Source organism: Pantoea jilinensis (genome assembly GCF_019104105.1).
Taxonomy (GTDB): Bacteria; Pseudomonadota; Gammaproteobacteria; order Enterobacterales; family Enterobacteriaceae; genus Pantoea; species Pantoea eucalypti.
Map to the genome: position 1 here is coordinate 511,832 of NZ_CP077746.1, position 18,448 is coordinate 530,279.

Annotated in this window: 14 protein-coding genes and 3 tRNA genes; 12 read left to right on the top strand and 5 right to left on the bottom strand. The window is 54.8% G+C overall.

All coding sequences use genetic code 11. The features are described 5' to 3' along the window. Positions 1-177: 177 nt before the first annotated feature. The gene (argR, locus tag KTJ90_RS02475) at positions 178-648 is read right to left on the bottom strand and encodes a transcriptional regulator ArgR (protein WP_003855293.1); all 471 of its coding nucleotides are present in this window, start codon (positions 646-648) and stop codon (positions 178-180) included. Positions 649-1,088: 440 nt separating this feature from the next. Here argR and mdh point away from each other — a divergent pair, with 440 nt between their 5' ends. Then, positions 1,089-2,027: a malate dehydrogenase gene (mdh, locus tag KTJ90_RS02480; protein ID WP_003855294.1), complete on the top strand. Its 939-nt coding sequence runs from the start codon at positions 1,089-1,091 to the stop codon at positions 2,025-2,027. 49 nt (positions 2,028-2,076) lie between these two features. Here the strand turns inward: mdh and mscM are convergent, their stop codons facing one another. The 3 genes from mscM to rsgA form a co-directional block, all read right to left on the bottom strand. Continuing rightward, positions 2,077-5,406: a miniconductance mechanosensitive channel MscM gene (mscM, locus tag KTJ90_RS02485; protein ID WP_485522438.1), complete on the bottom strand. Its 3,330-nt coding sequence runs from the start codon at positions 5,404-5,406 to the stop codon at positions 2,077-2,079. 14 nt (positions 5,407-5,420) lie between these two features. Beyond that, complete coding sequence (gene asd / locus KTJ90_RS02490) at positions 5,421-6,320, bottom strand: archaetidylserine decarboxylase (RefSeq protein WP_003855296.1); 900 nt, start codon at positions 6,318-6,320, stop codon at positions 5,421-5,423. A gap of 171 nt (positions 6,321-6,491) precedes the next feature. Then, the gene (gene rsgA, locus KTJ90_RS02495) at positions 6,492-7,541 is read right to left on the bottom strand and encodes a small ribosomal subunit biogenesis GTPase RsgA (RefSeq protein WP_008925804.1); all 1,050 of its coding nucleotides are present in this window, start codon (positions 7,539-7,541) and stop codon (positions 6,492-6,494) included. Positions 7,542-7,642: 101 nt separating this feature from the next. On the opposite strand from rsgA, the gene orn reads away from it, so the two are divergent. The 4 genes from orn (at position 7,643) to KTJ90_RS02515 (ending at position 8,627) form a co-directional block, all read left to right on the top strand. Beyond that, positions 7,643-8,191 carry an oligoribonuclease gene (gene orn / locus KTJ90_RS02500; protein WP_003855299.1) on the top strand — a complete coding sequence of 183 codons (549 nt, stop codon included), beginning with the start codon at positions 7,643-7,645 and terminating at the stop codon, positions 8,189-8,191. 154 nt (positions 8,192-8,345) lie between these two features. Continuing rightward, positions 8,346-8,421, top strand: a tRNA-Gly gene (locus KTJ90_RS02505). 28 nt (positions 8,422-8,449) lie between these two features. Beyond that, positions 8,450-8,525 (top strand) — tRNA-Gly (locus KTJ90_RS02510). A gap of 26 nt (positions 8,526-8,551) precedes the next feature. Continuing rightward, positions 8,552-8,627, top strand: a tRNA-Gly gene (locus tag KTJ90_RS02515). Positions 8,628-8,975: 348 nt separating this feature from the next. On the opposite strand, the gene queG is transcribed toward KTJ90_RS02515, so the two are convergent. Then, positions 8,976-10,115, bottom strand: a complete 1,140-nt coding sequence (gene queG, locus KTJ90_RS02520; RefSeq protein ID WP_499025910.1) for an epoxyqueuosine reductase — start codon at positions 10,113-10,115, stop codon at positions 8,976-8,978. On the opposite strand from queG, the gene nnr reads away from it, so the two are divergent. The 7 genes from nnr to hflX all read left to right on the top strand — a co-directional run bounded on the left by nnr (position 10,114) and on the right by hflX (position 18,408). After that, positions 10,114-11,634 (top strand): bifunctional ADP-dependent NAD(P)H-hydrate dehydratase/NAD(P)H-hydrate epimerase, encoded by a 1,521-nt coding sequence (gene nnr / locus KTJ90_RS02525; protein WP_182630139.1) that lies wholly within the window; start codon positions 10,114-10,116, stop codon positions 11,632-11,634. The two genes, queG and nnr, sit on opposite strands and share 2 nt — an antisense overlap. Then, positions 11,631-12,107 carry a tRNA (adenosine(37)-N6)-threonylcarbamoyltransferase complex ATPase subunit type 1 TsaE gene (gene tsaE, locus KTJ90_RS02530; RefSeq protein WP_003855306.1) on the top strand — a complete coding sequence of 159 codons (477 nt, stop codon included), beginning with the start codon at positions 11,631-11,633 and terminating at the stop codon, positions 12,105-12,107. Before nnr ends, tsaE begins: the two co-directional genes overlap by 4 nt. Further along, the gene (gene amiB, locus KTJ90_RS02535; protein ID WP_105100026.1) at positions 12,104-13,783 is read left to right on the top strand and encodes an N-acetylmuramoyl-L-alanine amidase AmiB; all 1,680 of its coding nucleotides are present in this window, start codon (positions 12,104-12,106) and stop codon (positions 13,781-13,783) included. Before tsaE ends, amiB begins: the two co-directional genes overlap by 4 nt. A gap of 46 nt (positions 13,784-13,829) precedes the next feature. Then, positions 13,830-15,695, top strand: a complete 1,866-nt coding sequence (mutL, locus tag KTJ90_RS02540; RefSeq protein ID WP_105100027.1) for a DNA mismatch repair endonuclease MutL — start codon at positions 13,830-13,832, stop codon at positions 15,693-15,695. Next, entirely contained in the window at positions 15,688-16,638 is a 951-nt protein-coding gene (gene miaA / locus KTJ90_RS02545; protein ID WP_033743148.1) for a tRNA (adenosine(37)-N6)-dimethylallyltransferase MiaA, read from the top strand. Before mutL ends, miaA begins: the two co-directional genes overlap by 8 nt. Before the next feature lie 103 nt (positions 16,639-16,741). Beyond that, positions 16,742-17,056, top strand: a complete 315-nt coding sequence (gene hfq, locus KTJ90_RS02550; protein WP_003855314.1) for an RNA chaperone Hfq — start codon at positions 16,742-16,744, stop codon at positions 17,054-17,056. 71 nt (positions 17,057-17,127) lie between these two features. Beyond that, complete coding sequence (gene hflX, locus KTJ90_RS02555; protein ID WP_003855317.1) at positions 17,128-18,408, top strand: ribosome rescue GTPase HflX; 1,281 nt, start codon at positions 17,128-17,130, stop codon at positions 18,406-18,408. Positions 18,409-18,448 lie beyond the last annotated feature (40 nt).

The following is an 18,448-nucleotide window of genomic DNA, read 5'->3' on the forward strand; positions in this document are numbered from 1 at the left end:
ATGTAAAGCAGTGTAAAATAGCGCAAATAGTGAAGCAGAGTAAGCGATATGTCTGACGGTCAGGCGCATGAAAGCGGGCTTATGACATATTAAGCAGCGGAACAGTGTGATGTAACACGGTGAGAAGAGAAAACAAACTGACGACCTGGCACGGGAGTGCAGGCCGTCAGTCAGCAATCAGAGTTCCTGTTCAAACAGGTTCAGGATTGCGCTGTGCAGTTGCTTAACCGTGAAGTCGCGCGCACGGGTGATAAAGATCGTGTCATCGCCAGCAATGGTGCCAAGAATCCCTTCCGACTTACCCAGTGAATCCAGCAGGCGTGCAATCAGCTGTGCTGCGCCCGGGCTGGTATGAATTACCACCAGCGCATCGTTGTAGTCGATATCCAGTACCAGGTTTTTTAACGGACTTGTCGTGGTCGGCACACCCAGCTCAGCAGGCAGGCAATAGACCATCTCCATCTTGGCATTGCGGGTGCGCACAGCGCCAAACTTGGTTAGCATGCGCGAGACTTTGGACTGATTGATATTTTCAAAGCCCTGATCCTGAAGCGCCTGAACAATTTCGCCCTGGGAACTGAATTTTTCTTCTTTTAATAAGGCTTTAAAAGCCTTGATCAGATCGTCTTGTTTCGATGGGTTTCGCATAGGTTACCAATAAATAGAGAGAATAACCGCGCAGCCGCCTGCGGCAGAGTGGTGATTATGCATTTTAATGCATTTTTATGCAATCGGTCGATTGATGAGCAGGGTTCGGGCGGCTAGCGGGCGGCGATAATAGCAAATAAATACGCTCAGACCAAAACCCCCGTCACAGCCCCGGAAGGCGAAGGTTGCAAAGTTGTTATATTATTGGTGGTGTAGTAACAGAAATAGCAACAGAAAACGCTCACAGCCGTTCTCTGTCTGACGACGGCAAAGTTGTCGGTCATTCAGGCGCAATGATAAGTAACTTTTGAATCCGGCGATTAACTGTGAAAACACGTAGAATTAACAGCGGATATTTATCATCGCCTGAGCAGTTGATTAAGGTCTGACACAGATAGAATTTCGGCCCATCTCTGCCCCACCTTAATAAGGAGTTAAGAATGAAAGTTGCCGTTCTCGGTGCCGCTGGCGGCATAGGCCAGGCGCTCGCACTTCTGCTCAAAACCCAGCTTCCCGCAGGTTCAGAACTCTCACTGTATGACATCGCGCCGGTTACACCGGGCGTTGCCGTCGATCTCAGCCATATTCCTACTGCAGTGTCTATCCAGGGGTTCAGTGGAGAAGATGCCACCCCCGCCTTACAAGGTGCAGATGTGGTACTGATTTCCGCGGGTGTCGCACGTAAACCTGGTATGGATCGCGCAGACCTGTTTAACGTTAACGCTGGTATTGTTCGGAACCTGATCGAACAGGTCGCCACCACGGCGCCTGAAGCATTGATTGGTGTTATTACCAATCCGGTTAACACCACCGTTGCGATTGCGGCAGAAGTGCTGAAAAAGCATGGCGTTTACGACAAAAATCGCCTGTTCGGTGTCACCACACTGGACATCATCCGTGCCAATACCTTCGTGGCAGCGCTGAAAGGCAAACAGCCAGATCAGATTGAAGTACCGGTCATTGGCGGTCACTCTGGTGTAACCATTCTGCCGCTCCTGTCGCAGGTCAAAGGTGTCAGCTTCAGCGATCAGGAAGTGGCTGATCTGACCAAACGCATTCAGAACGCCGGTACCGAAGTGGTGGAAGCCAAAGCGGGTGGCGGTTCGGCCACGCTGTCGATGGGCCAGGCAGCTGCACGTTTCGGTTTATCACTGGTTCGTGCACTGAAGGGTGAGGCGAATGTGGTGGAGTGTGCTTACGTGGAAGGTGAGGGTGAACATGCCCGCTTCTTCTCTCAGCCATTGCTGTTAGGTAAAAACGGCATTGCTGAACGCATGCCAATTGGTACTCTCAGCGCGTTCGAACAGCAGGCGCTGTCAGGCATGCTGGACACGCTGAAGAAAGATATCGCTCAGGGCGAAGAGTTCGTTAAGCAGTAACTGACGGCTCAGAGTTGTAATAACGCCCGGCTTTGCCGGGCGTTTTGCATTACAGGCCGCCAGATTTATAGGCGCGGGCTGCAGGCGCCCCGTTGCTGGCAGGCAGCTTCTTGCCCAGGGTCTCCATACGCATCTGGAATGGCGGGAACGGCATCTCAATACCGTGCTGGTCAAATCCGCTCAGAATCAACTGATGCAGCTCGTGGCGCAGCGGCATTCGGTGTCCCATCTCCGCAGCATGCACACGGAGTTCAAACAACTGAATTCCCTGCTGCAGATCGACCAGGAAGGCTTCTGGCTGCGGCGTGTCCAGCACATAGCTGCAGCGCTCAGCCGCCTGAATCAGAATGGTTGTGACCTGTTCACTACTCACTTTCGCCGGTGCCGGAATAGTCAGTACCACGCGCGTGACGGAATCTGACAGCGACCAGTTAATAAACTGCTCGGTGATAAAGGCCTTGTTGGGCACGATGATCTCTTTGCGGTCCCAGTCGGTAATGGTGGTCGCACGGGTATTAATCCGCGTGATACTGCCGGTCAGGTCACGGATCGTCACGGTATCGCCGATACGAATGGGCTTTTCGAACAGGATAATCAGGCCAGAGATAAAGTTGGCAAAAATCTCCTGCAGACCAAACCCCAGTCCTACACCCAGTGCGGCAACCAGCCACTGCAGTTTCGACCACTCAATGCCGATCATTGAGAAACCAATCAGTCCGCCAATCAGCAGCAGCAGATATTTGGTCAGTGTGGTGATGGCATAACCTGTGCCAGGCGTCAGATTGAGATGCTGCAACAACGCCAGTTCAAGCAGTGCGGGCATGTTACGCACAAGCTGCGTGGTGATAATAAACACCAGAATAGCGATCAGGACTGACCCCAGCGTGATGGGTTGAATCGACTCGACGCCCTGTACGGACGTACTGACATCCCACAGCTGAATATTCTCCAGGAAGCCGAAGGCCGAGTGGATCTCTGACCACAGCACAATCACAGAGACCAGAGCGATCAGCGTCAGGATCGAGCGCACCAGCCGCAGCGACTGCGCACTGATCGCATCCAGATCGATCACAGGCTCTTCGATCTCAATCGCGTCGGTATTGAGAGAGCCTTGCTCCTTCTCTTCTTCGCTGCGCGCACGGTTAGCCAGCATATCGGCACGGCGCTGACGGGCGCGATCAAAGCCAAGACGGCGGCGCTGAATCAGCATCCAGCGGCGGATGATGTGATAGATAACCAGAAGCAGGAACCAGATGGCGACCGAGGTCTCCAGTCGCGCCAGCAGCGCCTGCGCAGTAGCCAGATAACCCACAGCAGAGGCGAGGGCAGCCATCAGTGGCATGGCGATCATCAGGTTCCACAGCATCCGGTTCACCATGTTCTCGCCATTTCCTTCTTTATCGAGATAAAGCGGAATGCCGGAACGTTTCAGGCTGACGGTAACAATGCTGATTGCCCCGCAAATCAGGATGAAACAGAGACGGCCCAGTGACGAGGAGAACTGTCGATCCTCCAGATTGCCAAAGGCGATCAGCAGCATAATAAGCGGCACAATCAGGCCGATACTCAGCGAGTAGTAGCGCATGGCGCGCGCCACCCGATTTTGCGGCCAGCGGAAATGCACAATGAAGAGTCCGTTGGGACGGGCAAAGGCGGCGCTGATCATAAACGCCCACAGCAGCGGCAGCGTGGCGGTAATACCATCACCAATTGCCACGGCGATAGGGTAGGGCCAGGCGTTCTGCAGACCATAACCCAATGCCCCCCACAATACCGGTAGCGGTAGCGCCACCAGGATCGACCAGAACACGGTGCGGATGGTCAGGCGGAAACGATCCTGGGTGACCTTGCCGACTTTGCTGGCGGAGCGATCAAGGAAAGCATTGAAGTGACGACGAGAACTGATGCTGAAGCCGACCAGCAGCAAGGCACCCATAATGGGGATCACCGAATTGCGGCTGGTAAACATCATCGCCATCGCTTTGCCAAGCTGACCCAGCGTATCCAGCGACAGCAGACGGGAAAGATCTTTGGCCAGATCCAGCGGATAACTTAAACCGATCGGACTGACATCGGCGGTCCAGAAAAGATAGCGGTGCGTCGCGTCTTTGACTTCCGTCAGCGCATCCTGCAACTGGGTGTTGCCGACTTTGAGCTTGGTAATCTCCAGAATCAGCGTGTCACAGCCAGATATCAGCGAATTAAGCAGCTCCCGCTGGGTGCGTAGCTGTGCATCAAGAATACGCTTCTGTTCAGCAGTAAAGGGTTGACCATCGGCCTGTCGTCCCTTGCGCAGCGTCTCCTGGCGCTCCAGCAGATCTTCATAATAGAGACGCTGTACGCGAAGCTGTGCCATCTCATTGTCAATCTGCTGCGACTTAGGCATCTCCGGCAGGCGCGCAACCTGTGCCCGAAGCGCTTCGCCCAGCAGATTAGAAGCCCCCAGCCACTGGGACTGCTCGCGCAGTGTAGAGAGCGCCTGACGGACCTGAATAATCTGATTAGTCGCCAGCCGCTGCTGCGATGCCACCAGATCCATGCGCTGCGCCTGTTGATTCAGGGCAACCGAGAGTTCACGGTTAACCCGAAACTGATCGCTAATCTCTGGGGGCAGATCGCCACTGTTTTCCGCCAGTTGCTCGGTACGGGCCAGTGCAACTTCCGCTTCGCGTTGCCGCTGATCGTTGAGCTGGTTACGCAGTGCCTGCAGATAGTTGTCGAGCTGAGTGGCTTTGCGCTGGTGGGCTTCAGCCCGCATCCGCGCCAGTTCCTGGCGATTATTGGCAGAGAGCTGTGCCAGCTCAAGTTCATCGACGAGTGCTTTATTCGCGGCACTTTCTGCCTGACGTGCTGCCAGCTGCAACTGGCCCTGCGGTGAACTGCTGCTGACGCCCTGCAGCCGGCGTTCACTCTCCGTCATCGCCCGACGCGCTTCCGTCTGCTGCTGTGGAAGCTGCGACAATGAATCACTGATCTCCCGCGCACGATCCTGCTCCTGGCGCGCCTGACGGCCCTCTTCCAGCAACTGGCTGCTAACCTGCAGGATCTCCTGATCCAGCTCGGCGCTGCTCATGTTGCTTCGCACCGTTTTTCCGTTGTCACTCAGCGCAGCAATCTGCTGACGCAATTCGCGCGCCAGACGCGGGAAGTCATCAATCACCTGCTGATATTGCGCCGCGCGCTCCAGTGATTCATCACGTTCTGAGAGGAAGTTTAAGGCGGCTTCAATTGTCTGGATCTGTTCGGCCTGAGCCGGAGAACTTTTGGCCGATTTTATCTCTTCCAGCTGCTGTTTGAGCTGGCTGGCGTCAGGAAGGCTGGCCGCAAAGGCCGGGCTGCTGAGCCACAGGCTCAGCAGCAGGAGGAGAATCGAACGCACAGAGGACACTCAATTTAATCGACAATGACGTCGGAAATGTCTGTGGCGACCGGCAGCGCAATCGCCAGCGGTTGACCCAGACGGGTTTTGCTTTCTGCTTCCAGGCTTTCCGCCAGCTTGACGCGACCGGGCGCGAACAGGTTGATGACGGTAGAGCCGAGTTTAAAGCGGCCCATTTCCTGACCTTTCAGCAACACCACGGCGCCTTCGTCGTCCGCAGCCGGATAATGCCAGCGCTTAATTACGCCTTCACGAGGCGGCGTTATCGTGCCAGCCCAGACGGTCTCAATACTGCCGACAATGGTGGCACCCACCAGGATCTGCACCATCGGGCCGATATCGGTTTCGAAGTAGCAGATAACGCGCTCGTTACGGGCAAACAGGTTAGGAATGTTACGCGCGGTCAGCGGATTTACAGAGTAGAGGTCTCCGGGCACGTAAATCATCTCACGCAGGATACCGTTACACGGCATGTGGACGCGGTGATAATCGCGTGGAGCCAGATAGGTAGTGACGAACTCACCCTCCACAAATTGAGCGGCCATCCGCTCATCGCCGGCCAGCAGGGCATCAATGGTGTAGTGATGACCTTTAGCCTGGAAAATCTGATCGCCATGAATATGGCCGAGCTGACTGATCGCACCATCCGCAGGCAGGGCAATGAGGCTGGCGTCAGCATCCAGCGGACGCGCATCGTCTTTGAGCGGACGAACGAAAAAGTCATTAAACGTGCGATAGCTTGCGGTATCAGGCTTACGCGCTTCCGCCATATCGACTTTGTAAAACCAGACAAAGATGTCAATGACCAGTTTGGTCAACCAACCACCGCGGCGACTGGCGCCCCAACCGGCAAGTTCAGTCAGCCATTTCTTCGGGAGAATATGATTCAAGCCGAGTTTTAAACGATCAAACACCTTAGCCTCCTGGCTATTTCAGGACGTTGTAAAAAAGGGGACGGATTGTAGCAGCGCCCCGTTCAGATGGCGACTATACGCGATTTCCGGCACGCTGCACGGCCTGAACGCACCACTGGAACGCACTTCGCAAAAAGCGCCGGCTTATCCGTTCAGACGCGGTTATACCGATTAATTTTCGCTATCAGGGAAATTTTTACGCGTTTTTACCTGCGCCATGCTCTCCAGGATGCGGTGGTAGTTAGCGAAACGGGACCGGTTGATTTTTCCCTGTTCGACCGCTTCACGAATGGCACATCCCGGATCGCTGTCATGTTTACAATCGCGGAATTTGCAATAGCCCAGGAAGGGTCGGAATTCGACAAAGCCGCGTGTTACCTGTTCCGGCTCCAGATGCCACAAACCAAACTCACGGACGCCAGGAGAATCGATCACGTCGCCGCCGTGCGGGAAGTGATACAGCCGCGATGCGGTCGTGGTGTGCTGGCCTAAGCCAGAGCCATCCGACACTTCGTTGGTCAGAATCGCGACCTGCTCTTCTTTGTCGAAGCCGAGCAGGGCATTCAACAGACTCGATTTACCCACACCGGACTGACCAGCAAAGATACTCACGCGGTCGGTCAGGGCCGCTTTCAGATCGTCCAGGCCGTTTTTTGCCCGGCTGGAGACCATCACTACGCGGTAGCCAATGTTGCGATAGATATCCATCTGTTGATCGACAAAGGCGCGCGCCTTGTCATCCAGCAGATCGGTTTTGTTCAGGACCAGTAACGGTTCGATGTCCAGCGTTTCGCTGGCGACCAGATAGCGATCGATGATGTTAAGCGACAGTTCCGGCAGGATCGCAGAGACGATAATGATCTGATCGATATTCGCCGCCATGGGCTTCACGCCGTCGTAGAAATCGGGGCGGGTTAATACGCTGGTGCGCTCATGCACCGCTTCAACAATGCCTTTGCCGCCGCTGGTGGCCGGACGCCACATCACCCGGTCGCCCGTTACCAGAGAACGGATCGTGCGGCGGATATTGCAGCGGTGGGTGACGCCTGCGCTATCCTCAACATCAGCATGCATGCCAAAACGACTGACAACGACCCCATCTGCAGCTTCACCAAACATGTTGTCATCCGCTTCCGGACGCTCTCTGCGTTGGTTGAGACGGCGATCGTGGTTAGCGCTTACGCGACGTTGTTGGCCCTTCGACAGTTTATTTTTACTCACTCACCCTCACAGCGTTAGCCAGATTTCGCCCGGCTGGGCAAAACGTCTATGATACACCTTATTCATCGTGAATGACGACTACAGCAACCGCAGGAAAAAGCATGGCTACTGGAAATGAACAGAATCTGATCTGGATTGATCTTGAGATGACCGGACTGGATCCGACGCACGATCGCATTATTGAGATTGCAACCCTGGTGACTGACGCCAACCTGAACATTCTGGCAGAAGGTCCGGTCATGGCGGTCCATCAGTCCGATGCGCAGCTGGCGCTGATGGATGAGTGGAATGTCCGCACCCATACCAACAGCGGTCTGGTTGCGCGGGTGAAGGAGAGTCAGATTGACGATCGCGCAGCAGAGCTGGCGACCATTGAGTTCCTGAAACAGTGGGTTCCGGCGAACACGTCGCCTATCTGTGGTAACAGTATCGGGCAGGATCGTCGCTTCCTGTTTAAGTACATGCCAGAACTGGAAGCGTATTTCCATTATCGCTATCTGGATGTCAGTACGTTGAAAGAGCTGGCACGTCGCTGGAAACCGGAGATCCTGCCTGGCTTCAAAAAAGGTGGTACGCACCAGGCGCTGGATGATATCCGTGAGTCTGTCGCGGAGCTGGCTTACTACCGCGAACACTTTTTGCAGCTTTAATCCACTGAGGGTGCGCATGAAATCACCAGTTTGCTGTTTTAATCATCAAACGCGCTGAAAGCGAAAATATTTGCTTTCAGACGCTTGCAGCAGCAACGATTTCTCGTATAATGCGCACCCCGTACCGGTGAAGAATTTATTAACGGTACAAGGCGCGGGAATAGCTCAGTTGGTAGAGCACGACCTTGCCAAGGTCGGGGTCGCGAGTTCGAGTCTCGTTTCCCGCTCCAGTTTTAAAATGTAAGCAGTAACCTCTTTGCGGGAATAGCTCAGTTGGTAGAGCACGACCTTGCCAAGGTCGGGGTCGCGAGTTCGAGTCTCGTTTCCCGCTCCAGTTTTGATTAAGCAGTGCCCTTCTATGCGGGAATAGCTCAGTTGGTAGAGCACGACCTTGCCAAGGTCGGGGTCGCGAGTTCGAGTCTCGTTTCCCGCTCCAGATTTACATCACCCTGTTTCAGTCCGTTTTCCGGCTGTTTTACGCCGCGGGGTTTTGATTGTTTCCTGAAGGTTATCCACAACACTGCATCCCATCATCTGCGCCCTTCACGGCGATCTGTAAATTGTTTTTGAACAGAGTTATCCACAGCTTTGTGCTTTAACCGAAGCGATAGCCTCATTATCAAATAAACACAACTTTTACATAAGTTATTGATATTTAGATAAATGAAGATATTTCAATGTGTTATTTCGCAGCGAAATCAGTGTTATTGCATTTGAATGACAACAGCTTTTTATTTTTATTCACAGCATGTGGAAAACGATAATTCACGATCGGGCTGTACAATCACGCATCACGCGGTAATCCCTTCTCTACTGCACGAACCAGCCGCTTCTGCTGGGCAGGCTGCACTTCAACCACGATTTGCTCGCGTTTCTGCTGCTGCTGTGCGATTGCCCACAGAATGTGTTCATCCAGTAGTTCACTCTCACCCAATCGTCGCTCCAGAATCTGAATAATTTCGGGTGACCAGGGCGCATTGCCCAGCGCGACAGCGATGTTACGCAGCCAGCGTAAATGACCAATGCGACGAATCGCTGAGCCTTCTGTTATGCGTAAAAACTTCGCCTCATCCCACTGAAACAGATCGATCAGTTCCGGTGCATGTAACGCCGCTCGCGGTGAAAAATCGCTTTCGTCACTAAGTTGTCCATAGCGATTCCACGGACAGATCAGCTGGCAGTCGTCGCAGCCATAAATCCGGTTGCCCATCAGCGGACGAAACTCTTCCGGGATAGCCCCTTCCAGCTCAATGGTGAGATAGGAGATACAGCGACGGGCATCGACGACGTAAGGCTCAACGATAGCGCTGGTGGGGCAGATGGTCATGCAGGCGACACAGCGACCACACTGCTCCTCCTGCGGGGCATCTGACGGTAGCGGAATATCGATGAGCAGTTCGCCGAGGAAAAACCACGAGCCCGCTTCCCGATTCAGAATCAGAGAATGTTTGCCCGTCCACCCCAGTCCTGCTTTAGCCGCCAGTGGGCGCTCAAGCAGCGGCGCCGAATCCACGAACGGTCGAAAATTCAGCTCGCCACAATGCTGCTGGATCATTTCTCCGAGCTTTTTCAGTCGATTGCGCAATACTTTGTGGTAATCGCGACCGAGTGCATAACGGCTGACATAGCCCAATTGAGGATTTTTCAGCGTGCTGGCAAAGGCGGCTTTGGCCGGAAGGTAGTTCATGCGAACGCTGATGACACGCAGCGTGCCGGGTAGCAGTTCATGAGGACGCGCCCGCATCATGCCGTGTCGCGCCATCCACGCCATCTCGCCTTGATATTGTTTGTCCAGCCACGCCTGCAGGCGCGGCTCTTCTGCGCTGAGATCGGTGTCGGTGATGCCGACCTGCTGAAAGCCGAGATCCAATCCCCATTGTTTAATCTGTTGTGCGAGTTGATGAAGATCGAGAGGGTATGACATGAGTGACCAGGATTCGAAGAAAAACAGCCGTAGTTTACCATATTCTGTCTGGCCTGCGCAGGCTGTGCCAACGCTTGAGCAACAGGGCGCCGATGTACTCGGAATTACCCTGTATGAGCTCATGCTGCGAGCCGGGCAGGCTGCTTATAACCATCTGAATGCGTACTGGCCTGATGCCAGCCACTGGCTGATTCTGTGCGGTCACGGCAACAACGGTGGTGACGGTTATGTCGTGGCGCGGCTGGGGCAGGCGGCTGGGAAAACCGTTACGCTGCTGGCGTGCGAAAGTGAAAAAGCGTTGCCGGAAGAGGCGCAGCGCGCGCGGGAGGCATGGCTGGATGCGGGCGGTGAAATTCATGCGGCCGATGCCGCCTGGCCAGAGCGGGTGGATGTGATTGTTGATGCGCTGCTGGGAACCGGCTGTAATCGTGCGCCCGGGAAACCCTATGTCTCACTTATCCAGCGGGCCAACGCCCACGCTGCACCCATACTCGCCATTGATATGCCTTCCGGCTTATCCGCCCGCAACGGCACCGCACCTGGTGAGGTGATTAATGCCAGCCATACGCTGAGTATGGTCGCACTGAAACCGGGTCAGATCACCGGCAAGGCGCGAGACTACATCGGACAGCTCTGCTATGCCGATCTCGGCCTGGCCACCTTTCTGGCGGGCGAAGCGGCGCCCATCGCGCGTTATGACGCCAGTGCATTAACCCGCTGGCTAAAACCGCGTAAGCCGACCTCCCACAAGGGCAGTCATGGGCGGCTGCTGGTCGTCGGGGGCGATGCCGGTACCGCGGGCGCGGTACGAATGACCGCAGAAGCCGCGCTACGCAGCGGCAGCGGATTAGTGCGAGTACTTACTCACAAAGATAATATCATTCCGATTCTTACCGCCCGGCCCGAAGTTATGGTCGATGAGCTGACCGATGAACGGCTGACTGAGGCGCTGGAGTGGGCCGATGTTATTGCGATTGGGCCTGGTCTGGGTCAGCGTGAATGGGGCAAGCGGGCGCTGGAGCAGGTCGCGCTTAGTGAAAAGCCGATGCTTTGGGACGCGGATGCGCTTAACCTGCTGGCAATCAGTGCGGAGAAACGTCAGAATCGCATTATTACGCCGCATCCTGGAGAAGCGGCGCGTTTACTGAATATAGAGACCAGTGAAATTGAGAGTGACCGCTTACATGCAGCGCAGACATTGGCGCAGCATTATGGTGGCGTAGTGGTTCTGAAAGGTGCCGGCACGATCATTGCCAGTGAGCGGGGCGAACTGGCCTTTGCGGATGTGGGCAACGCCGGCATGGCTTCTGGTGGTATGGGCGATCTCCTGAGTGGAATTATCGCCTCGCTGGTGGGTCAGAAACTCACGCTGTTTGATGCAGCCTGCGCTGGCTGCGTGACACATGGTGCAGCGGCCGATGCGGTGGCTGCAGAACGCGGAACACGCGGTATGCTGGCAACTGATTTACTGGATCTGCTGTGGCAATTTGTTAATCCTGAGATGAATAAAGAAGCATGAAGACCTGTGTTATTTCTTTGCCCGATGAGGCGGCTACGCTCGATTTGGGCGCTCAACTGGCGCGCGCCTGTGGCAGCGCGGCAGTCATTTATCTCTATGGCGATCTGGGGGCGGGTAAAACCACCTTCAGCCGCGGCTTTCTGCAGGCGCTGGGTCATCAGGGCAACGTCAAAAGCCCCACTTATACGTTGGTTGAGCCTTACTCGCTTAACAACCATACGCTCTATCATTTCGACCTTTATCGACTTGCCGATCCTGAAGAGCTTGAGTTCATGGGCATCCGTGACTACTTCAGTGGCGATGCCATCTGTCTGGTGGAATGGCCGCAGCAGGGTGCCGGTTTTCTGCCCTCGCCCGACCTTACGTTAACGCTGCGCTACGTGGGCGAAGCGCGTGAGGCAGAGCTGACGGCACAGTCGGCATCGGGCCAGAAATGGCTGGAACTGTTTGATCAGAGCAGGGATAAGACATGATGTCACGGATGAAAATAGCGCTGGTAACACTGCTGCTGCTGGTCTGTACGCCTCTTTTTGCCGCTACTCTGTCAGATATCAAAGTGGCCAATGGCGACAGTCAGGCCACCATCACCCTGAACTTTGCAGGACAGCCTGCCTATGCCTTTTTCTCACTGCACAACCCGAATCGTGTGGTGCTTGATGTTAACCAAAGCGGCGTGGTTCAGGGACTGCCACTCAATTTCAGCGGCGAAAATATCGTAAAGCGGATTCGTACCAGCACCCCTAAAGATAAACAGAGTGTGCGGCTGGTGTTTGAACTGACGCAGGCGGGTAAAACCCGAGCGGTCACCCAGCGCAATGGCAATAGCTATAGCGTGGTCTTCACAATTACCGGTAAGGCGCCTGCTATTACGCGCAGTGCGCCTGCGCCGGTCACGGCCCCGAGACCTGTGCCGACACAGAGTGCCGACGCGGTTAACCCATTTAATTCCAATCCAGTGACCTCAGTGACCTCAGTGACCAGCACGGCCAGCACCGTACGTCCAGGTCGTGCGGTCAGCCAGAATGACACCGTGATTGTGGCGATTGATGCCGGACATGGCGGTCAGGATCCGGGCGCTATCGGGCAGCGCGGGTTGAAAGAGAAGAACGTCACAATCGCCATTGCCCGCAAACTGCGAGTGTTGCTAAACAATGATCCGATGTTCAAAGGCGTGCTGACGCGTGATGGCGACTATTTTATCTCGGTCATGGGCCGCTCTGATGTCGCGCGTAAAGCCAATGCCAACGTGCTGGTGTCAATTCACGCTGACGCCGCGCCGAGCCATGCGGCGACTGGCGCATCGGTCTGGGTATTATCCAACCGTCGCGCAAATAACGAGATGGCTAACTGGCTGGAGCAGAAAGAGAAACAGTCTGAGCTGCTGGGCGGCGCAGGTGACCTGCTGGCCAACAGTCAGGCCGATCCTTACCTCAGCCAGGCGGTACTGGACCTGCAGTTTGGTCACTCGCAGCGCGTGGGTTATGACATCGCCCAGAAAGTGTTACAGCAGCTACGCAGCGTAACGTCGCTGCATAAACGTCTGCCTGAGCATGCCAGCCTGGGCGTGCTGCGTTCGCCAGATATCCCTTCTTTACTGGTGGAAACCGGCTTTATCAGTAATTCCTCGGAGGAGCGACTGCTTGGCAGTAGCGCACACCAGGATAAGATTGCGCAGTCGATCTACAGAGGTCTGCGCACTTATTTCCTGGCGCACCCGCTACAATCCATCCCAAAGGAGGAAAACCGGCCGCTGGGCTCGTCGCCAGCGGTCAGCGTAGCCAGTAATCCGGCGACCGGTGTACCGCAATACACCGGTGTGACACAGCGTCATACGGTGACGCGCGGGGAGACACTTTCCGGCATTGCCGCAAAGTATGGTGTCAGCATGGACACGCTGCGTGGGATGAACGCGCTGAAGCGTGATGTGGTGTGGGTCGGACAGCGATTAAAAGTCCCGGCCAGTGCAGTGGCGAGTCGAACTGCGCGCGCGGCACCACGCGGTGTAGTACGCCATAAAGTGGTGGTCGGTGATTCGCTGACTGGCATTGCCGCACATTACGGCGTCAGCCCGAAAGCGATAATGCAGACTAATAATCTCAAGTCGACCAACGTCATGTTGGGGCAGAACCTGAAAATTCCTGCATCCTGATTGCCTGCCCGGCCGCTGCGCCGGGCTACCAGTTAAAAGGAAAACCATGCCGATTCAAATTTTACCGCCACAACTGGCTAACCAGATTGCGGCGGGTGAAGTCGTTGAGCGTCCTGCATCGGTGGTCAAAGAGCTGGTGGAGAACAGTCTGGATGCTGGCGCTACGCGCATTGAAGTTGATATTGAAAAGGGTGGCGCAAAGCTTATCCGGATCCGTGACAACGGCTGCGGCATCGTTAAAGCTGAGCTGTCGATGGCGCTGGCCCGGCACGCTACCAGCAAAATAGCCTCACTGGATGACCTGGAAGCGATTATGAGTCTGGGCTTTCGCGGTGAAGCGCTGGCCAGCATTAGTTCGGTCTCCCGCCTGACCTTAACCTCACGTACCGCCGATCAAACTGAAGCCTGGCAGGCCTATGCGGAAGGGCGTGACATGACGGTGACAGTTAAACCGGCAGCGCATCCCTGCGGCACCACGCTGGAAGTGCTGGATCTTTTTTATAACACCCCGGCACGCCGCAAGTTTATGCGCACGGAGAAAACCGAATTCGGCCATATCGACGAAGTGATTCGTCGTATTGCGCTGGCACGTTTTGACGTGGCGATATCATTAAGTCACAACGGTAAAATGATGCGTCAGTACCGTGCTGTCAGTGAGGAGAGTCAGCGTGAACGGCGACTGGCGGCAATCTGCGGCACCACCTTTATGCAGCATGCGCTGCGAATTGACTGGCAACATGATGACCTCTCGCTGCGTGGCTGGGTCGCCGATCCCGCAGGGTCGCGACAGGTCACCGATCTGCAGTATTGCTACGTCAATGGCCGGATGATGCGCGACAAGCTGATCAATCATGCTATCCGTCAGGCATTCCAGACACAGCTTCAGGATGACCAGCAGCCCGCTTACGTGCTTTATCTGGAGATCGATCCGCATCAGGTGGATGTCAACGTTCACCCGGCCAAGCATGAAGTACGATTTCACCAGTCACGTCTGGTACATGACTTTATTTATCAGGGCGTGGTCAGCGCGCTTCAGGCGATGGCGGCACCCACCTTACCCGCGCTGCAGGCCGAAGAACCCGCGCCACGCTGGCAGCCTGAAAATCGTCAGGCGGCCGGGGGAAATCATTTTGCGCAGCCTGCAGCGTCTGCCAGTGAGACAAAACCCTCGTCCGCGCGTGAAACTCCGCCTGTCTGGCAAAACAAAGAGAATGTTTATCGTCAACGCGAAGGCGCGGTTTATCAGCAACTGCTGAAAACCCCTTCCGGCCCCCCCTCGTCCGGCACCACACCGCCGCTGAGCGCCCGCGAGCCAGCACCGCGTCCGGCCCCGAAACCCTCGCCGCTGGCCCCCCATGCCCAGAGTTTTGGCCGGGTGCTGACGATTCTGCACAATCACTTTGCGCTGCTGGAGCAGGACCAGACATTAATGCTGATGTCGCTGCCGGTTGCGGCACGCTGGCTGAAACTGGCTCAGCTGGAACCGGGTGAAGAGGGGCTTAAGCCGCAGCCGCTACTGATTCCAGTCAGGCTGAAAATTGCGCTGAATGAACGACAGGCAGCAAAAGAAAACAGTAGTCTGCTCAATCAGATGGGTATCGATCTTCAGATCGATGGTGAACACGTGACGCTGCGCGCGGTGCCTTTACCGTTACGAACACAAAATTTACAAATCTTGATTCCTGAGCTGTTAGGCTATCTCGCCCGGCAGCAGGAGAACACTGCGACGCAACTGGCCCAGTGGCTGGCGCAGCGTCAGGAAACAGCGTCCTCCGACTGGAATCACTCACAGGCGATCAACCTGCTGGCAGAGCTTGAACGGCTTTGCCCACAGCTGCTTAAATCGCCGCCTTCAGGCTTATTACAGCCCATAGAGATTGAGAGCGCGGTCAACGCGTTGAAGCATGAGTGAATTAAACCAGGCTGGCCGGCCAAAGGCTATTTTTTTGATGGGACCTACGGCTTCGGGTAAGACCGCTTTAGCGATTGAGTTGCGTAAGCACTTACCCGTGGAACTTATCAGCGTTGATTCTGCCCTTATTTATCGTCAGATGGATATTGGTACGGCGAAACCGTCGGCTGAAGAGTTAGCAGTGGCGCCCCATCGTCTGCTCGACATCCGCGATCCCGCAGAAGCCTATTCGGCAGCGGAGTTCCGGCGGGATGCTTTAGCAGAAATGGCGGAAATCGTTGCAGCCGGACGAATACCGTTGCTTGTTGGTGGAACCATGCTCTACTTCAAGGCGTTACTTGAAGGATTGTCGCCGTTGCCCTCGGCCGATCCTGATGTTCGTCAGCGGATAGAGCAAACGGCGCGTGAAAAAGGCTGGGATGCTTTACACCGCCAGCTGTGTGAAATCGACCCGGTTGCCGGCAGTCGTATTCATCCGAATGATCCGCAGAGACTTTCGCGAGCACTGGAAGTTTTTTTTATTTCGGGTAAAACTTTAACGGAACTGACAAAAACATCCGGTGAAGCGTTACCCTACGACGTGCAACAGTTTGCCATCGCCCCCGCGAGCCGCGAATTGCTGCACCAGCGTATCGCGTTGCGTTTTGAGCAGATGTTAGCGTCAGGATTTGAAGCGGAGGCTCGGGCCCTGTTTGCACGAGGTGATTTGCATACGGACATGCCTTCCATTCGTTGTGTTGGCTATCGTCAGATGTGGTCTTATTTATCGGGCGAAATCGATCACAGCGAAATGGTTTATCGGGGAATTTGCGCGACCCGGCAACTTGCTAAGCGACAGATAACCTGGTTACGCGGTTGGGAAAATGTTCACTGGCTTGACAGTGACGAGCCCCGGCTGGCGCTTGATACAGTGTTACAGGTTCTTAGTGCGAAGCATGGGTGATTGTGTACAATTGATGGGTTATCGTGCGCAAATTTTTACGCAGTATTTTTCGAACCATAGGTTCTACTAGCAACAAACAACAAGCATATAAGGAAAAGATAGAATGGCTAAGGGGCAATCATTACAAGACCCGTTTTTGAACGCACTGCGTCGTGAACGTGTTCCGGTTTCGATTTATCTGGTTAACGGTATTAAGCTGCAGGGTCAGATAGAGTCATTTGATCAGTTCGTCATTTTGTTGAAAAACACGGTAAGTCAGATGGTTTATAAGCATGCCATTTCTACCGTTGTTCCTTCGCGCCCGGTTTCTCACCATAGCAATAATACCGGCGGCGGCGGCAGCAACAATTATCATCAGGGCGGCAGCAACACAACTGCGCAGCCACAGCCACAACAAGACGGTGATAGCGCAGAATAACGCGTCATCGTACAGCCAGGCACGGAAGACAAACGTTTTCCGTCCTGGTCTTTATTTAGCGAGGTTATAGCTTGTTTGACCGTTATGAAGCCGGTGAGCAGGCCGTACTGGTACACATCTGGTTCTCCCAAGACAAAGAAGTAGAAGATTTACAGGAGTTTGAAACCCTGGTTTCTTCTGCTGGCGTTGAGGCGCTGCAAGTGGTTACTGGCAGCCGTAAAGCGCCGCACCCCAAGTATTTTGTCGGTGAAGGAAAGGCCGTTGAAATTGCCGATGCGGTAAAAACAACTGGAGCATCGGTCGTGTTATTCGATCATGCCCTCACGCCCGCTCAGGAAAGAAACCTCGAGCGCCTGTGCGAATGCCGCGTCATAGATCGCACTGGTTTAATTCTGGATATCTTCGCCCAGCGTGCACGTACCCACGAAGGTAAATTGCAGGTTGAGCTGGCACAGTTACGCCATCTTGCGACACGTCTGGTACGTGGCTGGACTCACCTTGAACGCCAGAAAGGCGGGATCGGTTTGCGTGGTCCGGGTGAAACACAGTTAGAAACAGACCGACGACTGCTGCGCGGACGAATCAGTCAGATTTTGTCTCGTCTTGAGCGGGTTGAAAAACAGCGTGAGCAGGGACGTCAGTCTCGTGCCAAAGCGGATGTGCCAACGGTTTCGCTGGTGGGTTATACCAACGCCGGCAAGTCGACCCTCTTTAACGCCATGACTTCTGCCAACGTCTTTGCCGCAGACCAGCTGTTTGCGACCCTTGATCCCACACTGCGCCGCCTGAATGTTGCCGATGTCGGAGATGTGGTGCTGGCAGACACGGTCGGCTTTATTCGCCATCTTCCTCACGATCTGGTTGCCGCTTTTAAAGCCACACTGCAGGAGACGCGTCAGGCGACGCTGTTAATGCACGTGATTGATGGCGCGGACCTGCGCGTGACAGAAAATATCGCCGCTGTTGATGCCGTACTGGAAGAGATTGAAGCGGATGAAATCCCGACGTTACTGGTAATGAATAAAATCGATATGCTTGACGGTTTTGAACCGCGTATCGATCGTAACGAAGAGAATCTGCCCATTCGCGTCTGGCTCTCCGCTCAGACCGGTGTGGGTATTCCGCTGCTATGGCAGGCGCTCTCTGAACGTCTGGCGGGTGAAATTGCCCAGCATGCGTTACGTCTGCCACCGGAAGCGGGGCGACTTCGTAGCCGTTTCTATCAGTTGCAGGCGATTGAGAAAGAGTGGAATGAAGAAGACGGCAGTGTAGGATTGCAGATACGTATGCCCATCATTGAATGGATGCGTTTATGTAAGCAGGAACCGTCGCTGACCAGTTACATCGTTTGATATTGCCCGACGCACTTACCTCAAAATTGAAGATTGTCGC

Excerpts from the sequence above, each read along its gene's own strand:
- hfq (WP_003855314.1), top strand. The coding sequence starts at position 16,742 with ATGGCTAAGGGGCAATCATTACAAGACCCGTTTTTGAACGCACTGCGT.
- mutL (WP_105100027.1), top strand. The coding sequence starts at position 13,830 with ATGCCGATTCAAATTTTACCGCCACAACTGGCTAACCAGATTGCGGCG.
- amiB (WP_105100026.1), top strand. The coding sequence starts at position 12,104 with ATGATGTCACGGATGAAAATAGCGCTGGTAACACTGCTGCTGCTGGTC.
- queG (WP_499025910.1), bottom strand. The coding sequence starts at position 10,115 with ATGTCATACCCTCTCGATCTTCATCAACTCGCACAACAGATTAAACAA.
- tsaE (WP_003855306.1), top strand. The coding sequence starts at position 11,631 with ATGAAGACCTGTGTTATTTCTTTGCCCGATGAGGCGGCTACGCTCGAT.
- miaA (WP_033743148.1), top strand. The coding sequence starts at position 15,688 with ATGAGTGAATTAAACCAGGCTGGCCGGCCAAAGGCTATTTTTTTGATG.
- orn (WP_003855299.1), top strand. The coding sequence starts at position 7,643 with ATGGCTACTGGAAATGAACAGAATCTGATCTGGATTGATCTTGAGATG.
- nnr (WP_182630139.1), top strand. The coding sequence starts at position 10,114 with ATGAGTGACCAGGATTCGAAGAAAAACAGCCGTAGTTTACCATATTCT.
- argR (WP_003855293.1), bottom strand. The coding sequence starts at position 648 with ATGCGAAACCCATCGAAACAAGACGATCTGATCAAGGCTTTTAAAGCC.
- mdh (WP_003855294.1), top strand. The coding sequence starts at position 1,089 with ATGAAAGTTGCCGTTCTCGGTGCCGCTGGCGGCATAGGCCAGGCGCTC.